This window comes from Leucobacter sp. 1207-22 (assembly GCF_052850455.1).
On the sequence record NZ_VXCR01000001.1, the window covers coordinates 572405 to 590980 of the forward strand.

Annotated in this window: 14 protein-coding genes; 5 read left to right on the forward strand and 9 right to left on the reverse strand. The window is 58.2% G+C overall.

Features of this window, described 5'->3' with window-relative positions:
* Positions 1–174 precede the first annotated feature (174 nt).
* From rplL to FW756_RS02585, 3 genes are all read right to left on the reverse strand, one after another.
* Positions 175–552 (reverse strand): 50S ribosomal protein L7/L12, encoded by a 378-nt coding sequence (gene rplL / locus FW756_RS02575; protein WP_188023076.1) that lies wholly within the window; start codon positions 550–552, stop codon positions 175–177.
* 80 nt (positions 553–632) lie between these two features.
* Positions 633–1142, reverse strand: a complete 510-nt coding sequence (gene rplJ, locus FW756_RS02580) for a 50S ribosomal protein L10 (RefSeq protein ID WP_188023077.1) — start codon at positions 1140–1142, stop codon at positions 633–635.
* 284 nt (positions 1143–1426) lie between these two features.
* Positions 1427–2149 carry a response regulator transcription factor gene (locus tag FW756_RS02585; RefSeq protein ID WP_446428615.1) on the reverse strand — a complete coding sequence of 241 codons (723 nt, stop codon included), beginning with the start codon at positions 2147–2149 and terminating at the stop codon, positions 1427–1429.
* Between the two features lie 114 nt (positions 2150–2263).
* Here FW756_RS02585 and FW756_RS02590 point away from each other — a divergent pair, with 114 nt between their 5' ends.
* Positions 2264–2854 (forward strand): YqaJ viral recombinase family protein, encoded by a 591-nt coding sequence (locus FW756_RS02590; RefSeq protein WP_446428735.1) that lies wholly within the window; start codon positions 2264–2266, stop codon positions 2852–2854.
* A gap of 37 nt (positions 2855–2891) precedes the next feature.
* Here FW756_RS02590 and FW756_RS02595 read toward each other — a convergent pair whose 3' ends face one another.
* Positions 2892–3668 carry a PH domain-containing protein gene (locus FW756_RS02595; RefSeq protein WP_446428616.1) on the reverse strand — a complete coding sequence of 259 codons (777 nt, stop codon included), beginning with the start codon at positions 3666–3668 and terminating at the stop codon, positions 2892–2894.
* 71 nt (positions 3669–3739) lie between these two features.
* Between FW756_RS02595 and FW756_RS02600 the strand changes: the two genes are divergently transcribed.
* Positions 3740–4762, forward strand: a complete 1023-nt coding sequence (locus FW756_RS02600; RefSeq protein ID WP_446428617.1) for a hypothetical protein — start codon at positions 3740–3742, stop codon at positions 4760–4762.
* 10 nt (positions 4763–4772) lie between these two features.
* Here FW756_RS02600 and FW756_RS02605 read toward each other — a convergent pair whose 3' ends face one another.
* From FW756_RS02605 to FW756_RS02615, 3 genes are all read right to left on the reverse strand, one after another.
* On the reverse strand, positions 4773–7298 hold the full coding sequence (locus FW756_RS02605; RefSeq protein WP_446428736.1) for an ATP-binding cassette domain-containing protein: 2526 nt from the start codon (positions 7296–7298) through the stop codon (positions 4773–4775).
* Between the two features lie 20 nt (positions 7299–7318).
* Positions 7319–8281, reverse strand: a complete 963-nt coding sequence (locus FW756_RS02610) for an ABC transporter permease (RefSeq protein WP_446428618.1) — start codon at positions 8279–8281, stop codon at positions 7319–7321.
* A gap of 184 nt (positions 8282–8465) precedes the next feature.
* Positions 8466–10031, reverse strand: coding sequence for an ABC transporter substrate-binding protein (locus FW756_RS02615; RefSeq protein WP_446428619.1), 1566 nt, complete (start codon positions 10029–10031; stop codon positions 8466–8468).
* A gap of 87 nt (positions 10032–10118) precedes the next feature.
* On the opposite strand from FW756_RS02615, the gene FW756_RS02620 reads away from it, so the two are divergent.
* On the forward strand, positions 10119–10514 hold the full coding sequence (locus tag FW756_RS02620; RefSeq protein WP_446428737.1) for a DUF2568 domain-containing protein: 396 nt from the start codon (positions 10119–10121) through the stop codon (positions 10512–10514).
* A 55-nt stretch (positions 10515–10569) separates the two neighbouring features.
* Here the strand turns inward: FW756_RS02620 and FW756_RS02625 are convergent, their stop codons facing one another.
* On the reverse strand, positions 10570–11064 hold the full coding sequence (locus tag FW756_RS02625; protein WP_446428620.1) for a hypothetical protein: 495 nt from the start codon (positions 11062–11064) through the stop codon (positions 10570–10572).
* 717 nt (positions 11065–11781) lie between these two features.
* Between FW756_RS02625 and FW756_RS02630 the strand changes: the two genes are divergently transcribed.
* Together FW756_RS02630 and FW756_RS02635 are read left to right on the forward strand one after the other, a co-directional pair.
* On the forward strand, positions 11782–12855 hold the full coding sequence (locus FW756_RS02630) for an LLM class flavin-dependent oxidoreductase (RefSeq protein ID WP_446428621.1): 1074 nt from the start codon (positions 11782–11784) through the stop codon (positions 12853–12855).
* 254 nt (positions 12856–13109) lie between these two features.
* Positions 13110–15320, forward strand: coding sequence for a M1 family aminopeptidase (locus FW756_RS02635; RefSeq protein WP_446428622.1), 2211 nt, complete (start codon positions 13110–13112; stop codon positions 15318–15320).
* Positions 15321–15401: 81 nt separating this feature from the next.
* Here the strand turns inward: FW756_RS02635 and FW756_RS02640 are convergent, their stop codons facing one another.
* A complete protein-coding gene (locus FW756_RS02640) occupies positions 15402–18476 on the reverse strand; it encodes a LamG-like jellyroll fold domain-containing protein (protein ID WP_446428623.1) in 3075 nt (1024 codons plus the stop codon).
* Between the last annotated feature and the right edge of the window lie 100 nt (positions 18477–18576).

Below are 18576 nucleotides of genomic sequence, written 5' to 3' on the forward strand. Positions count from 1 at the left end.
GCACCTTTCAGGAACTCACAGAACGAGGTTTCGCACGTTTGCCAGAACGCAAGAAACAGAGTGGAAAAGTCTAACATTTCGAAGACGCATTCGAACAGCGCAAATGTAGACAAAAAAGAACGGGACCACCCGAAGGTGACCCCGTTCCGAAGAATCGCGTAAGTGCGAAAAAACTTAGACGAGCTTGACGCCTGCGCCAGCCTCTTCGAGCTTCTTCTTTGCGTCTTCAGCAGCTTCCTTGTTAGCGCCCTCGAGGACAGCCTTGGGAGCTTCCTCAACGAGTGCCTTTGCTTCGCCGAGGCCCAGGCTGGTGAGCTCGCGCACAACCTTGATGACCTGGATCTTCTTGTCGCCTACGTTGTCGAGGATGACGTCGAACTCGTCCTTCTCCTCAACAGCCTCAGCAGCTGCAGCGGGTGCTGCAGCAACTGCGACGGGAGCAGCAGCCGAAACGTCGAAGGTCTCCTCGAAAGCCTTAACGAACTCCGAGAGCTCGATGAGGGTGAGCTCCTTGAACTGTGCGAGCAACTCTTCAGTCGAAAGCTTAGCCATTTGTATCTCCTTGATGTTTGCCTCATTCACTCAGTGAACGAGGCGGATTCTGTTAATGCGGATCCGGCGAGAGCCGAACCTTACGCGTCCTGCTTCTCCTGCAGCGCACCGAGGCCGCGAGCGACCTTGGCGGGCAGTGCGTTGAACAGCTGTGCAGCACCGACCAGAGCAGCCTGCATAGCGCCTGCGGCCTTCGCCAGCAGAACCTCGCGGCTCTCGAGATCGGCAAGCTTGCCTACCTCAGCGGCAGTAAGGGCGTTTCCGTCAAAGAAGCCGGCCTTTACTACCAAAAGAGGGTGTGCCTTGGCGAAGTCACGCATTGCCTTTGCGACAGCGACGGTGTCACCGTGTACGAAAGCGAGTGCCGAAGGACCGGCAAGCTCGTCATCGAACGCAGTGATTCCGGCGTTGTTAGCCGCAATCTTGGTCAGCGTGTTCTTCGCCACAGCGTACGTCGCGTGCTCGCGGATGCTGTTACGGAGTTCACCCATCTCAGCAACCGAGAGACCGCGGTACTCAGTCAGCAGAACGGCACTCGACTCTTCAAACTTGCGCTGAAGATCGGCAACCGTAGCGTCCTTTGTAGCCATGGCGCTCCCTTAGTTGTTGTCTCCGACCAACGGTCGTTAGTCGGTGGCCGCGCCGCACGAAACTTGTTCTTAAAACAAGAAAAAGCTCCGGCGCGCATGCACGGAGCTTCACTGAGAGAAGTTACTCAAGGAATATCTGTACCTGCGCTGGTTTCTGCATATGCAGACATTACGGAAATCTGTGAAGATTCCTACCGGCGGTCTTGGGCCGTGGATCAGCTTAACACAAAAATCACCCCCACTTTGTCGGTGGAGGTGATTTTCGTGCAGCCGGCGGTATTTGGTTAGACCGCAGGCTTCAGCATGTATCCCGCGCCGCGAACGGTGTGGATCATCGTCGGGCGACCGGTGTCGATCTTCTTGCGGAGGTACGAAATGTACAGCTCTACGACGGTGGGCTTCCCCTTGAAGTCGTAGGCCCACACGCGGTCGAGAATCTGCGCCTTGGACAGCACTCGGCCAACATTACGCATGAGGTAACGCAGCAGCTCATACTCGGTGCTCGTGAGGGTAATAATCTCGCCACCACGTTCTACTTCATAGCTGTCCTCGTTCAGAACGAGGTCGCCAACCTGAAGAATTGCAGCCGGGCCGCCAGTTGCGCCCATGCGAGCACGGCGGACGAGGCCACGAAGTCGAGCAAGCAGCTCTTCAAGGCTGAAGGGCTTCACGACGTAGTCGTCGCCACCAGCAGTCAGGCCGGTTACTCGATCTTCTACTGCGTCAAGCGCAGTGAGGAACAGGACAGGGAACAGCGCGCCAGCCTCGCGGGTGCGAGTCAGCAACTGCAAACCATCCATATCGGGCAGCATGATGTCAAACACGGCAACATCAGGCTTGAAGCTCGATACCAGCTCAAGTGCTTCCGCTGCGTTCGAGGCGGTTTCTACCTCCCAACCTTCATAACGAAGCGCCATAGCAATGAGCTGCGTGATCGACGCTTCATCATCTACTACGAGGGCGCGAACCCTGCTTTCGGGATCGCTTATCAAATTATCGGTGGACATGTCAATATACTCTCTCATCACACTGAAGAGTCGCTGAATATACAATGACTACTACATGAGTCTCATTACGCTACAAAGCAACTCTGAATACTAACAGTGAAACGACGTGCCACAATGGACGTCGTGTCTGGTCTCCCGTACTCCAATCGAATCGTGACAGACGGCACGGACCGTGCAGCCTGGTTCCAAGCTCGTAGCCGTGGCATCACCGCGACCGATGTCGCCAAGCTCTCGACACCGCTTTCCATTCAGAATGCGGCGAACGAAAAGCTCTTCGGCAGCACCTTCCGCGGCAATGCATTCACTGAACATGGCAACCTCCGAGAACCAGTGATCGCAGACTGGGTGCTTCGTGAATACGGCATCGCGCCTAGCCAGGCACTTTTCCATGCCGAGTACGATTTGCGCCACCTCGCGACGCCGGATGGCCTAGTTGAGCGGGAAAATGGCCATCTTGAGCTCGCGGAAATCAAAACCACGAACAAATCGTGGAGAACGATTCCACGAAACTACATGCGGCAAATCTGGTGGCAGCAGTACGTACTTGGCGCCGAGCGAACGCTCATGGTGTGGGAACGGCACGAGAACTTCGTCCCCGTCGGCGAGCCTGAATGTCGATGGGTTGATCGGGACGAATCAGAGATTGAGAAGCTCGTCGGACTCGCAGGCGACCTCATTGACGTGCTCATTCAACGGACGACATAACGCGACACCTGTCGTCATTTCGAGTCAAAAAGTATTTTTAATCAAAAAACGATTTCGGCGTGTTGCCGATCGTTTGTGGGGCCGCAATCTGATCCGCGCTCGCAAAGCTTTCCTCAGAAAGCACTTGCACCGCACGACGAACCTGCTCGATATCTGGAAGATCTTGATACTTCCGAGTTTCTGCCCCGACGAATAGCAGCAAGTCACCCGACCCCCACATTCGTTGACCGAGATGCTGCTGCGTACGGATCTCGCGCACGCGAGACAACGAAACATCGCTCCGTGTGCGTACGAGCACCCCGCGGCTCGCAATGAGACGTTCTGACGTCACAATCACTCGACGGTTCAACCAGCCAAGAATTGGCATGAGTCCGAACAACACTGCCAGCGCGAGCGCGCCGCCCCCAGCGAGCAGGTTCTGCCAGGCTTCACCAAAACTCCCAACATAGAACCCCGCGAGCGCTGCAATCGCAACCAACATGAAGACGGGGAGAAACAGGTGCCTCCCGTGTCGACGCAGCCGCAGGATAACTTCTTCTGGGCCGCGTACAGCAGCCGGTCGTTCTCGTCCCACAGCAGTGTGAGACGCTGGCGCCTGAACTGGCTCGACCGCGACCTCAGAGCGTGGCATCGGTGCAGCTACGAGATCCGCGTCCCGCTTGCCGCGACCGAATCGGCGGCGTCCCCTGCGATCGTCACCCTGCAGCACGGTTGTCTCAGGAAGAACGGTCGTATGCGCGGACGTAACGGATTCCCCCGGAGCAGCGACATCTGCGTTCGGGTCAGAGAAATCCGGTGAAGAAGACTGACGCATATTCCCATTGTGCCGGATACTCTGGAGCTACAGGCACCTTGCGTTCACATCCTCGACGAAAGGCGACGGCCATGACGAACACTCCCGAAGACATCTCACGCAACAGCGATGCTGCGTCCGACCCGACTCAGGCGACGTCGCCGAAGTTTGATCCGCCGTATTCAACCGATGATTTGTACAAAGATGGTGACGTCTCACTCGATGAGATGTTTGCGGCGACCCTGACTCCCCCGGCAGACAACACTGGTGGGCAGCCCGGACCTCAAGCTTCTGACGCTGCCGACAGCGCTGCACCCAGCGAGTCGGATCAATCATCGAACGTCGGCGCGCCGATGGGTAGTGCTGGGAGTGGGACTGAGCCTCCCGTTCCTCCCCTCACGCGAAAGCGCCAACTGCCGTGGGTGTGGATCGCAGCGGCCGTTGTTGTGTTGCTTGGCATCGGCGCCGCCGCACTCGCCGTAAACTCACGCGGGGCAGACCCCGATGCAGTCGCAGAGGGCACGACCTCTGGCAACACTGGAACGACTGATGCGTCAGGGAAGAAACCGGATGCTGGCACTGGGACGGCTGAGCAGGGTTCGAAGGACAAAGAACCGCAGAAGCACGCGCCCCTCGTACTGCCGGAATGCGCAGAGCTGAACGCTTTCGCCCAAGCAAAGACCGATGAGGTCCTTGCGCGCGGACTTGAAGTGAACAATGGCGAGGCTCCATTTGGCACAAACAACAAAGACGTGCTGATCGGCGATGCGACCCGTGCTGCACTCGACAAAACAACGCAGACACGTGCCTGCCAGTACGCGTTCAGCATGGAATCAGGCACTCGCGAAATCGTCTCTGAACTCCCGAAAGACGCTCGTGATGAGTTCATTGCAACGCTCAAGGCTGACCCAGACATCTCGGAAGTTTCGATCGGTTCGTCGAGTTACTTCACCTGGTCGGAATACAGTGAAACCGGCCACAACCCTTACCAGTACACCACGCACCTCTTCTTGCAGGATGCATGGGTCATCATTCTTACTGACAACGAACCGGAGGCCCAGGTGCAGGCCGCATACGACGGATTGGTTGCCACGAACCCTGGCATCGCTGGCTAACGTGAGAGGCTCAGTGTCGCTTCGGCAGCACTGGCACGGCAGCAAGCAGTTCGCACCCGTATGCGGTGCGCGGGTTCGCAAAGAACTCTGAGCCGCCACTTTCGACAACGCATCCATCACGCATGACGAGCACGTGGGAGCAAATCTCCCTGACAACTGCGAGGTCGTGCGAGACGAACACCATCGCGAGCCCGCGCTCGGCGCGCAGCCGGTCAAGCAGTGCAAGAATTCCCGCTTGCACCGATACGTCGAGCGCGCTTGTTGCCTCGTCTGCGACGAGCACGTCTGGCTCAACGGCGAGCGCGCGAGCGATTGCCACACGTTGACGCTGACCGCCAGAGATCTCGTGCGGGTAGGCCTTCGAAATGGCGATATCTAGCCCAACTTCGCTGAGCAGGGCGTTGGCACGTGAGCGTGCCTGTGCACGGTCGACCGTCTCGCCGGTTTCACGTGCTCGGAGATGCACGAGTTCAGCAAGCACGGTGCCGACGGTGAGTCTCGGGTTGAGCGCAGCCGCCGGGTCTTGCGGGACGAGTTGCGCGCGGGCGCTGGCGACGCGGATCCGAGCGCGGCTCGACATCCCAGGGTGAATTGCGCTGCTGCCACCGTCACCAGCTCGGACTGTGCCCTCAAATGCCCCTGCGGCTGGTCCAAAACGCACCGTGCCTGACGCAATGGGCAGCTCACCAACAAGAGCGCGAGCAATGGTCGTCTTCCCCGAGCCAGATTCGCCGACAAGTCCGATGACTTCTCCGCGGCGAAGGGAGAAGGTGACGTCGGTGACGCCGATCCGCGCCCCATATCGCACCTCAAGCGCATCAACGGTCAATATCTGCGAGGCGTCGGCGTCTGCGGGAACCGGCATTGTTGAGCCGTCGGGCACAGCGGCGAGGAGTTGCCGCGTATAGGCAGCGGCTGGCGCAGAGACGATGTGTTCGACCGAGCCTTGCTCGACGATATCGCCGCCGTACATTACCGCGATGCGATCGCACACCGTCGCGACAACAGCAAGATCGTGTGACACAAAGACGAGGGTAAGACCGCGCTCGGCGCGAAGCCTGGTGAGCAACGCAAGTACTTCACGTTGCACTGTGGCATCTAACGCTGTTGTTGGTTCGTCACACAGCAGCACGGCAGGATTTCCCGCCAGCGCAATCGCAATGACGATTCGCTGCCGCTGCCCACCAGATAGCTCGTGCGGGAATGCGCGAGCAATGCGCTCTTCAGCTGGCAGCTGTACAGCTGCGAGGAGTTCGAGCGTCCGAGCGGCAGGGTCTTTGGCACCAGCTGCCTGGCAAGCCGCGAATACCTGTGCCCCGACTCGAGCAAGGGGATCAAGCGCAGTAGCGGGATCTTGGAAGACCATTCCTACTGGCCCTCCCACCGACACTTCAATTCGGTCGGCCGGAAGCTTCGTGTGCATCGCCCCGAATTCGACTCCCACGGGAAGCATCCCCAGAATCGCACGCAATGTCAGGCTCTTCCCTGAGCCTGACTCCCCCACGATGCCGAGTGCTTCGCCGGGCTGCAGATCGATGTCTATTCCGGTCGCTCCGCCGACGATGGGCGCGCCTGTAGCTGAGGAGGCAATGCGCAGATCTCGCACGCAGACCTGCCCACGAGCTACGGGGTGTGCGACGACGCCCGCGCAACGAATGGGTGCGTGTGTAGACCTTGGTGGTGCCTGACGGATGCGCAGTGCATCACCGATTCCATCGCCAAGAAGAGACAGCGCGACGCCGGTGATCACGACGGCGAGGCCCGGCAGCAGAGTCAACCACCAGTGTGTCGTGACGAAAGCCTGCCCGTCAGCGATCATGGTGCCCCAGTCCGGCGTCGGCGGCTGGATCCCCATTCCGAGATAGCCAAGCGTCACGATTGCAACCATGATCAGCACGATCTCGGTGGTGAGCAGCACGATCGCTTGTGGCAGCACGTTTGGCAGAATGTGGCGGATCAGGACCCGCGTATCGCTCAGGCCAGCTCCTCGGGCAGCACGCACCCAGCCGAGTTCACGAAGTGTCGCAGTCATCGCTCTGATCACCCTGGCGTACCCCACCCAGCCGACGAGAGCGAACGCAACGATAATGCCCTGGGGCCCGGCCCCAATTGCGAACACCAGCGCAATGACGATGACGTAGAAAGGGAACGCGATGACCGTGTCGGTGATCCGAGAGATCACCCAGTCGGTTGCCCGCCCAAAATAGCCAGCAACCAACCCCGCTGTCACACCAATAATGAACGGCGCAATCGCAGCAGAAACTGCGATGCCAATGTCGGTGCGGGCGGCATAGAGGACCCGGGAAAACAGGTCACGGCCAAGCTGATCCGTTCCGAAGAAGTGATCTGCTGACGGTGGCAACAATCCCGCGCTGAGATCTTGAGCATTAGGTGATTGCGGGGCGAGCTGCGGTGCGAAGACCGCTACCGCGACGATCATCAATGTGAGCAACGATCCAGCGACAAATGATGGTGACGCACATGCACGTGCGAGACGTGACCGACGCACCCGATGTGGACTCGGGACGCTCGGCATACTTTGGGGTGTTTCCGCGCTCACTTTCGCCTGCTTTCCTCAGCGCGCAGCCGCGGATCAATGAGTGCCGAGACTGCCCCAGCAACCAGACCGATCAACACGACAAACACCGCACAGTACAGCGCTACCCCCTGCACAACCGGGAAATCACGCGTGCTGATGGCTTGGAACAGCAGCGTGCCGAGCCCATTAATGCCAAAGACCCGTTCGACGACGAGTGTGCCACCGACGAGTGCCGCGGTATTCACACTCAGCAAGGTGAGCGTCGGCACTGCTGCGTTTCGAAGTACGTGCTTCCAGGTAATCGTCCGTTCAGGGACGCGAGCGACCCGGAGCGTCGTGACAAAGTCGAGTGACATCGCTTCAAGCAGTTGCGCACGCAGCGATCTGATGAGTGGTGGCGCCATTCCTAATGCGACCGCAAGCGAAGGCAGCACCAGACTGTACAGCGGATCCAATGGTGACGACCCAACGCCGCCCACAGGGAACCAACCAAGGCGCACGGCAAAGATCAGAATGAGAATCAAACCGATCCAGAACAGTGGCATGCCCATCGTGATCGTCGGCAGCACCCGCACAATATGGTCGACGGCCTTACCTTGCCGTTTCGCGGCTGCGAGCGCGAGTGGCACCGAAATCAGTAATGCGAACAAGACTGCGAGTCCCACAATGCCGAGGCTGATGGGAGCACGACTCAGCACAAGCTCGCGTGTCGAGAGCCCAGTTGCGAGTGAGTCGCCGGTGTCCCCGTGCAGGAAGATTTGCCCGAGGAAGGACAGGTACTGCTGCCACAATGGCAGGTTGAGACCGAGCTCAGTACGAAGCGCAGATATTTGTTCGTCTGTTGCACGCTCACCAAGGATCATGACCGCCGGATCCCCCGGCACGATCCGCAAGAGCAAGAACACCGCGGTCACGACTCCGAACATGACGGGAAGCAAGATCGCAAGGGTGCGACCTACTGCCCGAATTGCCCGTTTCATCCCACCAATCCTATTTTGTTTGCGGCGCGCTTGGTCCGGTTGCGCGTGCCTGTGGAAAAGATACGAAGAGGGGCGGATCGCAGTCACCCGCGATCCGCCCCTACGGTGTGGGCCCGCACACGAACGGGCCGGTTCAGCGCGGCGATAGGTTTCCTAGCACCAGGTCACCTTCACCGATCCGCAGCTACTCCGAAAGCCATGCGTCCTGGAAGCGGACGCTACCGTTCGGCAGCACGACAAAGTCATTCACCTTCGTCGTCGTACCCTTCAAGTTCGAAGCGAAGTACAGCGGGATGTACGGTGCATCGTCAGCGAGGATCTGTTGGATGTCGGTGTAGATCTTCTCGCGCTCAGGACCTTCAGCAGTCGTGCGGCCCTCATGCATAAGTTTCGTAACTTCTTCGTTCGTGTAGTGCGTCCAGAACGAATTACTAAAGCCCTCTGGGTCTGCCTGGAAACTGATAAGACCGTTCGGATCCGGGGCATCTGACTGGCCCGAGTTGATCATGAGGTCGTAGTCGAAGGCCTTAAAGCGATCACGGAATGTTGCGATATCGACCTGTTCAATCTCGATCGTGATGCCAATCTTGGCGACAGACTCCTGAACAATCTGAGCGATCTGGTTGCGCTGCGCATTGCCGCTCGGGATGAGCAATTTCGCGGTGAAACCGTCTGGGTAGGCCGAGGCCGCAAGATCCTTCTTCGCTGCATCAACGTCATACGCAAGCGCAACACCCGGATCTGCCGCCGAATACTCGATGGATGGCGGAATCAGTGAGGTTGCCGCCTGCGAGGTACCAAAGGTCGTCGCTTTCGCGATGCCGTCAAGGTCGAGCGACTGGGCGATAGCGCGACGCACATTGCGGTCTGCAAACTCGGGCTTTTGTGTATTGAAGAAGATCTGCTCGATCGCCCACGAATCGCTCTGTGACAGCTCGGTCGATGCGTTTGACTTCACCGACTCAGCGTTTGCCGCGGGGACCTGCTCGATTGCGTCGAGCTGGCCGGCCGTCAGCTGCTGCAGTTGCTGATTATCATCGGCGACGAACTTGTACACGAGCTCGTCGATTGCAGGCTTGCCATCCTGCCAGTAGTGCTCGTTCTTCACGAACGTCAGGTCACCCGCGGGATCCCACGCGCTCACGACGAAGGGGCCAGTTCCGACGGGAGCCTTGAAGAACTCCTCTTCGCTCTTTCCGCCAAGGTCGGCAGGAACGACACCTGCCGCAAAGTTTGCGAGTTCTGAAAGGAACGGAGTGTAGGGCGTGTCAAGCGTGATCACGACCTGGTTGTCGCCCTTCGCCACAACGTCAGTGACCGGTGCAGTAAACGCGAGGGGGCCAGGAACTTCAATGTGACGCTTGAGCGAGAAGACCACATCTGCGGAGGTGACGTCAGTGCCATCCGAGAACTGCACTCCATCGCGCAGTGTGAAGGTGTAAGTCTTCCCGTCTTCCGAGATCTCATGGCTCTCAGCTAGCCAGTCAACGATCTCGCCGGTCTCCGTGAACGAGACGAGCGGCTCGAAGATCTTGTCGATGGCGAACGCGTTGTTTGCCGTGATCTGTGTATGCAGATCGAGGTTGTCAACGGGCGCCAAGCGGCCATAGGTGAGCGTGCCACCGGCAGTGGGAGTGGGTTCGGCGGATCCGGCGCACCCAGTCAAGGTGAGCGCAGCTGCCAGGGCCGCGGCAGGTAGCGCAAGGCCAAGGCGACGCACGGAGCGGCGAGGGAAGCTTGAACGGTTCATGATTACACGGTAAGTCTCGCGAGTACAGTGGACCAATAGGCGAGCTCTCGGGTAGACCATCGGCTGGTTAGCTACAATTGCGGGGTGATGAACGACGCAACGAGCACCGAGATGACTCCCGCTGAAGCAACCGCAATCGTGAAGCGCGCCCGCACCACTGCGGTTCTGCAGCTGATTCGCGGCCTCTTCCAGGTTGTCGCTGTGCTCACAGTAACCGTGTGGGGCTTCCTCGCGTGGCCAATGCCCATTGGCATCATCACCGGCATTGCAGCTCTCATCGTTGCCGTTCTCCTGTGGGCGCTCTTCTTGTCGCCCAAGCCGGTACTGCGCGCAGACAGCTTCGCCCAGGCGCTTGTAGAGCTCGTACTCATTGCTGGCGCCGTAGCCTCGATGCTCGCGCTCGGCGTGCACTGGGCATTGCCCGTGGCATTCGGCGTGATCGCCGTCGTCATTGGCTACATCGCGTCAATTCGCGTTCGATAGCCCCAACCACGTCTTCCGACAACGGTCGGTACGAATTCGGGTCGACTCAGCAAAGCTATTCATTCGGTGACAGTTTTGCATGCTGCACTCGTGCCCGAAGCTCCACGACAGAGCGAGGCTCGGATACTCCCGACCATTCAAACTCAAGGTCACGTGGAATGTAGCTGATCTCAGGACCAAGTCGGCGTGGCAGTTCAATCCGCACGTGGACACGGCCGCCTCTCCCTGAAGGCACCACAAAAACAACATCGGTGACCGACTCCAACGGGAGACGACGTCGACGGCGCCCGACAAACAGCACATCACCAGCATCAAACACTGAGTACTCGTACCCCCAGCTCAGAAACCAGATCAATCCTGAGATGAGTACACCGACAAGTAGCAGGCCAAAGGTCATCCCGATGGCTTCTGCACTGAAACCGCTGTCGCTCTTCGTCTCAGTAATCAGGCGATCCGCGGCCACAACACAAATCCCCAGAAGCACCGCACAGGCAAGCACTCGCATCGCCAAGATGAACTTCCTTGACGAAAGGCGAACCTCATTTGACACGTGGTTTCTTCCTCCGGGATTCATGACTTGCTCAGCTTCGACGTGGGATCTTCGCTACTGACAGGTGAGCTTTTCTATAGTGCCATGAGCGTTTTACGATCTGGCACGTTCAACTCGCCTAGCACTTTGCCAAAGCAGAGTATTGGTGAATAGTTTGTACAAACTATTGCATTGCTGTACGTAGAAAAGTATGCTTCTGACAACGCACGAAAGGAACGCCTCGATCATACTCAAGGCAAATCATTTGCGCGCCTCACAACTTCATAAGCCTGTCGCGAAGGATATCCCGCGGCAGTAGCATCGGGCCGTTCCCCAAATTCTGCGGCCCGGTGTTTTCCGGTGAGTTTCTCCCGGGGCGTGGCTTTTCGGACCCCACCCCTATAAGTGTCCAAGCCCGCTAGAGAGGCCCGGCCATCGACGGCCGGGCCTCTTCCCATTCCCCCACGTAATGCTTGCCTGGGAGCACCAAAAGCCGGAGTCAGTTTTGCGCCCGCAAACGGAGCCAGTGCCGGAGCCAGTGCCAGTGCCCCGAAACAGGGCCTAACCGCCGAAACATGGTCTTACTGGCGCATGAAAGTGCCTGTTGTGTCTGGAACAGCTGTTTTCGCAATGCTGGGACGCCGATGCATGAGACACGAAGCGCTACGCACCATCTGAGCTGCGCACGATCCACACACCGCAAGGAATACCCGCACCCCGCGACCGGTTACACCAACCATGAGCGAACTTCAGCAGCACCAGAGCGATGTCGTCCTCGGACTTGACACCTTCGGCGACATTTCGCACGACAAAACGGGAGCCCCTGTGCATGCCGCGCAGGTCATTCGTGACGTCGTCGAGCAGGCCACGCTTGCAGACCAAGTTGGGGTTGACGCAATTACCCTCGGCGAGCATCACCGAGATGATTTCGCGATCTCCTCACCAGAAATGGTCTTGGCAGCAATCGCCTCCCGCACCGAGCGGATCCTCCTCGGCACCGGCGTGACGGTTCTCTCGAGCGACGATCCCGTCCGAGTATACGAGCGCTTCGCCACCCTCGATGCTGTGAGCAACGGTCGGGCAGAGATCATTCTCGGTCGCGGATCTTTCACCGAGTCATTTCCGCTCTTCGGCTTCGACATGAACGACTACGATTCATTGTTCACCGAGAAGCTCGAGTTGTTCGCGCAGCTTCGTAGCGAGGGCTCGATCCACTGGGCTGGTCGTCACAGAAGTTCGCTCACGGGTCAGGAAGTCTTCCCAAAGACGGAACATGCAGATGGCCTGCCAACTTGGATCGGCGTCGGAGGCAGCCCTCACTCGGTGCTGCGCACCGTACGCATGGGCATCCCAATGATGCTCGCAATTATCGGCGGCGACCCAGCCCGATTTGCACCATTTGCGAACCTGTATCGACAGGCACAGGACGAGGCAGGATACGGCACTCCAGGTCACCCGGCCCGCATGCCGCTCGGCGTACATTCACCCGGTCATATTGCTCAGACTGATGAGCAGGCACGTGATGAACTGTGGGTTCACTTTGCTGCAAACCGCAACCGCATCGGACAGGAACGTGGCTGGCCAGAGACCACACGCGAAGAATTTGAGGCAGAAGCCGATAGCGGCGCGCTCCATGTTGGTTCACCCGAGACTGTCGCCACCAAGATCGCCAACACCATCACGGCACTCGGCGCACAACGCTTCGATCTGAAGTACGCCAACGGGACGATGCCGCATGATCTCCTGATGCAAAGCATCAAGCTGTACGGGACTGAGGTGATCCCGAGGGTTCGCGCGATGCTCAACGCGTAGTCCAATCTCCTACGCACAGCTGCATTCTGTTGCTGTGCTCTCTGGATGGGATGTCCGAGAGACCCCTCCAACCGGCTGCTCCTCTGACTCAGCCGGTGGTCTATCCAATACCGCACCTGGTTGATACGGTGATTGGGTGTGCCGCTTGAGCGCGCCCAATCACCGTTCTGGCAACGACGCAAGACCGGCTGACTGATGGTTCATGCTCGGGCAATACGCACAATTTCACCCCTCGAATCAATGGAGATCGACATATGCCAGATTTGGCTCTCACACGTGGCAAGAAGCCGCGGCAAGCACGTGATACCCCTCCGCCAGCGCTATTGAAGCGGGCGACTCGTATTGCTTCAGCAGGCGTACTTGCGTGTTCGCTGGCGGCTCTGGGCTCCACTGCCGCACAGGCTGCACCTATTGACGGCGGCCCATCAATAGGTGACTCATTGTTTAGCGGCATTGGAAACACTGGCTACGATGCGCTGCACTACGACGTCAAAATTGACTACGTCAACGAAGAAACGGCCGAACGGCTGGCCGGTTCGATCGTGGCAACTTCGACGATGACAGCGCGGGCCGAGACAGAGCTCAAGTCGTTTTCGCTGGACTTTGAAGGGCTCGAGATCGACAGCCTGCTTGTCAATGGTGAACCCGCAACTTATGAGCGAACAGCAGACAAGCCATCTGAGGCATTCAAACTCATCATTACCCCGCAACAGCCGGTCTCAGGCGAGTTCACCGTCGAGGTGAATTACTCGGGTATTCCAGAAAAGCACATCGACAACGATGGTTCTCCAGAAGGTTGGGTGGCGACCGCTGACGGCACCACCGCGCTCGGACAGCCGGTCGGAACCATGACGTGGATACCGAGCAACAACACTCCTGCCGACAAAGCGACCTTCGACTTCGCGATCACGATTCCCACCGAAATCCTGGAGAAACCAGCGGCAGCTGCGAGCAACGGTGAGCTCATCTCGCAAGATCAATCTGATGATGGATCGCGGACCACCTGGGTGTGGTCGCAGAAGAACCAGATGGCCACAATGGCCACAATGCTCTCAATTGGCAATTTCGATGTGGTCAGTGACGAAATCACGCTCAGTGATGGCCGCAAGATACCCGAGTGGTCATTCATCGATTCTTCGCTCCCTGACGCAGGCAAAGCAACCATCGAACAGCGTCGCCAAGAAATTGAAGAGATTACGCAGACCCTTGAAAAGCTGTACGGCCCGTACCCTGGTAACAGCACTGGCATTGTGGTCGATGTGAACCCTGTGGGATACGCGCTTGAGACCCAGGACCGCTCGTTCTTCCCTGGTTCAGTGAGCAAGGGAACACTGGTACACGAAATCGCTCACCAGTGGTTTGGTGACGGGGTCTCCCCAGCCGACTGGAACAGCATCTGGATCAGTGAGGGGCAGGCGAGCTTCGCATCTGCCTATTACAACGAAGTACACGGAATCCCCATCTCCAACAACAACCCAGCCACTTCAACCGCCGCGCGCTACTTTGCAATGTGGGAAAGCACTCCCGCGGATCACAGCCGCTGGACAGTACCGCCGACTGGAATGACTGCTCAGACTCAGCTCTTCGATTGGCAGACATACAACCGCGGCGCAATGACCTATGCAGCGCTCCGCGAGGTACTGGGTGATGATGTCTTCACGCTACTCATGACTGGCTGGCCGCAAGAGCACCTGGGCGGTAGCTTCGTTACCGATGACTTCATTGCATATGCAGAAGAAATCTCAGGCAAGGACCTGAGCGCTTTCTTTGCCGCTTGGCTCGCAGAACCTGCGAAGCCGGCATGGCCTTCCGTTTGGAATCTCACGTTCTCGGCAAGTCCAGAGGAGCAGACACAGGCCGCATCGATTGCAGACACCAGTACACAATCACAAGGGCTCGAAGCGGTCGCTCCTGGGGCCACAGTCAATTACTCCTTCCAGGCAACAAATACTGGCCTCGTACCACTCACCGGTACAGCTTCGGTCGATCTCACTTCTGCCCTTCCCTACGTGACGCTTGATGCGTCGAAGCTTGGCTCAGCGTTCTCCCTCGACGGCAATCTTCTTACCTGGACATTGCCCGAGGCCGCACCGGGCGAGTCAGTCTCGGCCACTTTCCCCTTGGTCGTGAAAGCAGATGCATTCTCAGCAAGTTTCACCCTCACACCACAAGTCTCGCTTGGTGGGTTCGCACAGGCGCAAGAAGTGTTGATCAAGGTCATGGCTGATCCCAACCCAGGCACTGATGCAAATGCCGGTGGTACCGCCAACGGCGAAGGAACCGCTGAAGGGGCGGTCACTCCGGGCACGAAGTTCCCCCTCGCGCCAGATGCAAAGAAGAAGGACCCCGCACTCGCAAATACCGGCGGAGCGGATCTGTCATCGTGGGCACTTGGTGGTGCAGTAGTGCTCCTACTTGTTGGGTCAGGAGTCGTTGCAACTGCCCGGAGAAAGGCAATGCGCTAAACGCATACACCTTCACTCACACATAAGCGTGTGGGGGTGGGACGCCACTCTTGGCACCCCACCCCCACACGCTTATGTTGACTACGACCGCTTACGCAGGCGGGTCTTCACCCACAGCACCGCACCAGCAGCCAGTACCAACGCTGACGCAATACCGGTCATTACCCAACCAGTCGCGGCGTTCGTACCGGTCGCGGCCAGGTGATCCTTCGTCGTTCCGGGATCAGCGTTCCCTGCACTGTTTCCTGCGCCGTTTGCTCCACCGGTGCCGGGTTCAGGATCTGTGCCAGTCCCGGGATCTGTGCCTGTGCCAGGGTCAGTACCGGTGCCCGGATCAGTTCCGGTGCCAGGGTCCGTTCCCCCGTCGTTCGCATCTGCGAAGCTGACAGACACAGCCAGCTTGCCTTCCACGCCCTGCAGCACGAGATCGTCCTGTTCGAACGTATAGCTCGCTGCACCGGTCATGTCGACAATCGAACCTTCAATCTGGTAGCCAGCTGCAGGTGCAAGCTGCAACCGCACCTCACCGTTCAGGTCTGCGATACCAGTTTCAGGCGAGATCGTACCGTTGTGGGCTTCAGCGGTGTAGCTGTAACGCACAGTCTGATCTTTCACGGCCTGCACCGCAGCGCGAAGAGTTTCGTAACTCGTCTGAAGTTCGACTGCGTCGGCGCTACCAGCGCTGAGCAGTGCACCGCTTTCTGACACGGCTGCGGCGAGCGCTTTCGTGAGCTGCTCATCGAACACGCGTCCGTTGCCTGCCGCAACTTCGTTCGCTGCAATGAGGTCCTTTGCGTACGCAATTGCCCCGCCTAGCGCGTCGCGTTCTGCGGTGATGTCTGAATCGGCGTACAGTCCCGCGATCTCATCTGCTGAAAGCGTTGATTCCCACATCTGAAGGTCATCCATGTCGAGGCCGACACCATAGTTCTTCCCACCGTCAACACCAACAAGCATGTTCAACCCGCTCGTGAGGCTGCCTACCTGTGAGATATCTGCTTCCTTCACGAGCACCCCGTCCATGTATGTGCTCGCGATGTTCCGCTCGCGGTCCACAGAGAAGGTCATCATGTGCCAGGAACCCTTGTAATTTGTCACGTCTCCGGTCGCATAGACGCCGTTCGTGTCATCGCCAAGGGTGAACTCAAGCTTGCTGGTATCGCTTCCGCTCGGCGCAACATTCATGCCTGAGCGGTACCAGTTGGTCCAGTTCTTATTACTGATGATCGAGCCGTATCCGCTCACACCGGTCACGTTCGTCCAGAAATTCATGGTGAAGTTTTTGTCCGTACCAAGGTCGAACTCTGGGCGCGCACCAAGATCAATGTAGTTCTTGTTTCCGGCGCCCACACGAGCTACCTTGCCCTGAGCGCCAGGACGGTCAGAGTCAACATACTCAACGGTGCCCCTCGACTCAGGAGTCGCCTGAGCTCCTGCGGTACCGGTGTCTTTCAGGTCACCCTCAAATGCCATGTTCAGGAAGCCATCACCCGGCAGCGTTCCGGGCTCGGCCGGGAACTCAGGGAGCGTCAACTCGCCGGCTGTGCGCACGGTCCCGGTGAGTGCTTCAGACTTGTTCTGGAAGTCATCAAACGCGTGTACCTTCACGGTGTAGTTCGTTGCGGGTTTCAGACCCTCAACGGTGAAGCCCATCGTGTTCGGTGTCATGTAGAACCGGGAGTACGCTTTGAAGCTGCCGGTCACCGACTTGGGCTTGTTCTTTCCAAAGTCAGGAACCTGGTTGGCAGAGAAGGGAACTCGGTTCCCCTCAGCGTCAGTGATCTCTACTTCGTAGTAGTTCACGAGCTCGTCATCTTTCGCATGGTCAAAGCCCAACGTGAGCGAGGTCTCCGTCACATCGCGACTCGTCACCTGCGAGGTGCCCCACCACGGAGCCACCTTGCTGCGCTTGTCACTGGTGTAGGTGAAGCTCTCCTTACCCTTTGAGGCGTCGACTACCCAGGGCATACCGATCCAACGCTTGTGGGTGACATCGAATCGGCGGATCACTGTCGTGCCGTCTTCCATGACCGTTACAAAGTTGGCCGACTTCTGCGGGGTGCCATTTTCAGCATCGCCTTGATTCCCACCGAAGTACCCGCCTCCGATGAAGTCGCCAGGCACATCTTGGTAGATGTAATTCATGGACGCATTCTCGTAGACAGTGAAGTCCTTTTGATAGATGCTGGTTTCAGGATTTGACGAGAAGTGTGTGTGGGCCGAACCGAGCATGGCCTGAGGGTAATCAGCCAAGATCTTCTGCAGATCTTTCCCGGCGGTGTCGTAGTCTCCGTGGAAGGGTCCACCGAGCGTTGTGCCGGCATATCCGCTGTGAATCGAGACGAAGATCGGCTGAGCGGGGTCATAGTCTGGCTGCGAAGAGATGTCAGCAAGCGTCTGCTTCAAGAACTCCTGATACCCCTGCTGCTGACCCGCGTACCCAAAAGTCTCTTTGCCGTTGTAGTCCAGCCCGATGAAGTCGATGCCTGCGATGGTGGTGTGGAAGTTGCTCACATAGCCGGTGCTTGCGTCAGGGTAGAACCACTCGGGAGCGTTTGCACCCGCTCGTTCTGACCGTGCTGCATCGATGCTCTTACCCATGAGATCGGCAATGTCATGATTGCCTTGGGTGAGCAGCACCTGGGCATCAGGAAAACTCTCACGGAAGAGGCGCTCGATTGCTCGATACCAGCCATCGACCTTCTCGCTCTTGCCATTCAGATGATCCGAGTACTCAGGCTCATTCGCGCCAACAACGTCACCGTTGTCAATGATCACTTGAGGGTCAAACTTCTTGTCTGCTGCCCAAGACTTCAGCGTCTGGAAATGCTTCAGCGAACCCTCATATGCGACCTGTTCAGCACTCTTCTCAGCGGTAGCGCTGCCCCCGAGCTCGGTGTCTGACATGGTGATGAGTTCAAGCTTCGCATCGACGCCGTTGTAAGCATTGTTTGCGGCATCAATCTTTTCTTGCGTCATCGCTTCGGCAGGCGCTTCCACCGCAGTGGGGGCGGAAGGCCCAGCGGCAACCGCGGGAAGCGTCGGAGCAAAGAGTGCAAGAGCCGTGAGCGCTGCGACAGCGCTTCCCTGCACGGTCCGACGCGAGAGCTTTCCGCACTCGGGACGCTCGAACGACGAGCGATTTTTCGACAACATGGGATTCCTTTCACAGGGGTGTTGAGCCAGCTGCGAGCTGCTGTCTCATTGATTCATGACGAAGAGATTGAAACGTGGCGAACGCATGAACACGGGGCAA